The organism is Ideonella azotifigens (genome assembly GCF_006519715.1).
Taxonomy (GTDB): domain Bacteria; phylum Pseudomonadota; class Gammaproteobacteria; order Burkholderiales; family Burkholderiaceae_C; genus Ideonella; species Ideonella azotifigens.
On the sequence record NZ_VIDT01001007.1, the window covers coordinates 1 to 1,494 of the forward strand.

2 protein-coding genes are annotated in these 1,494 nt (G+C 70.2%); one reads left to right on the forward strand and one right to left on the reverse strand.

Annotation, left to right across the window (positions count from 1 at the left end; translation table 11 throughout):
* Positions 1 to 532, reverse strand: a 532-nt coding sequence (locus tag FKP22_RS30120) for a CaiB/BaiF CoA transferase family protein (protein WP_211361668.1), incomplete at its 3' end; no start/stop codon positions are given.
* Between the two features lie 156 nt (positions 533 to 688).
* On the opposite strand from FKP22_RS30120, the gene FKP22_RS30125 reads away from it, so the two are divergent.
* Positions 689 to 1,494, forward strand: an 806-nt coding sequence (locus FKP22_RS30125) for a Crp/Fnr family transcriptional regulator (RefSeq protein WP_141291889.1), incomplete at its 3' end; no start/stop codon positions are given.

Consider the following 1,494-nt stretch of genomic DNA (forward strand, 5'->3'; position numbering starts at 1 on the left):
CGCAGCGCACCGGCACGCGGCCCGGCTCGCCGGTCAGGTGGCGCAGCCCGCCCATGGCTTCGCCAATGGCGCCAAAGCCCGGCAGGTCGCGGTAAGGCCCGGTCTGGCCGTAGCCCGAAATGCGCAGCATCACCAGGCCCGGGTTCTGCGCCGAGAGGCTTTCGTAGTCCAGCCCCCAGGCTTCCAGCGTGCCTGGCCGGAAGTTCTCGACCAGCACGTCGGCCTCGGCGATCAGCTGCCGGGCAATCGCCTGGCCCTCGGCCTGGCGCAGGTCCAGCGCAATCGAGCGCTTGTTGCGCGACTGCACCTGCCACCAGACGGAGGTGCCGTCCTGCAGCAGCCGCCAGTTGCGCAGCGGGTCGCCGCTGCCCGGCGGTTCGATCTTGATGACCTCGGCACCGAAATCGCCCAGCGTCTTGGCGGCAAACGGCCCGGCGATCAACTGGCCCATTTCGACCGCGCGCAGGCCGTGCAGCGGGCCGGCAGGGTTGGAAGTGGCGGGGGCGGGAGACGAGGTGGTGGGTTCAGGCATGGCCGCCATTGTGCGAAGCGCAAGCCCGGGCTGGCATCCGCAAAGACGAGGGCTCACTTCGTGCTGGGCGAAAGCGCTATGCCCTTGTGCGGATGCCGCCGTCCGCGACACGCTTTAAGCTATGGCCAACCACCCCTTGTTGCATCGGAGACCCGCATGCCTGACGAAGCTGCGCCGTACACGCCCTACAACACCTTCAACAGCCGCCGCGCGCAGATGTTCCCGGCGCTGACCGATGCCGAGATCGAGCGCATCGGCCGCTTCGGCACGGTGCAGCACTATGCGCCCGGCAGCTGCCTGTTCACCGCGGGCCAGCCAGGCCCCGGCATGTTCGTGGTGCTGGCCGGCACCGTGGCCATCACCCAGCGCGACGGCCTGGGCCGCGTCACGCCCATCCTGTCGCAGGACCGCGGGCAATTCCTGGCCGAAGTGGGCCAGTTGTCGGGCCGGCCTTCGCTGGTGGACGGCCACGCCGAGACGCCGGTCGAGGTGCTGCTGATTCCGCCGGACCAACTGCGTGCCCTCATCATTGCCGAGGCCGACCTGGGCGAGCGCATGGTGCGCGCGCTGATCCTGCGCCGCGTCTCGCTGATCGAATCCGGTGGCAGCGGCCCGGTGCTGATCGGCGCGCCGAATTCGCCCGATGTGCTGCGCCTGCAAAGCTTCCTGAGCCGCAACGGCCAGCCGCACCATGTGGTCGACCCCGAGCAGGACGAAACCGCCAAGGCGCTGGCCGTGCAGTACGACGCCAAGGCCAGCGACGTGGTGGCCGTCTGCCCCAGCGGCGCGGTGCTGGTGAACCCCAGCGAAGGCGCGCTGGCGCGCTGCGCCGGTATGGTCAGCACGGAAGAATTCGACGAGGTGTTCGACGTGGCCGTGGTCGGCGCTGGCCCGGCGGGCCTGTCGACGGCGGTGTACGCCGCCTCCGAAGGCCTGCGCGTGGCCGTGCTGGACTGCAGGGC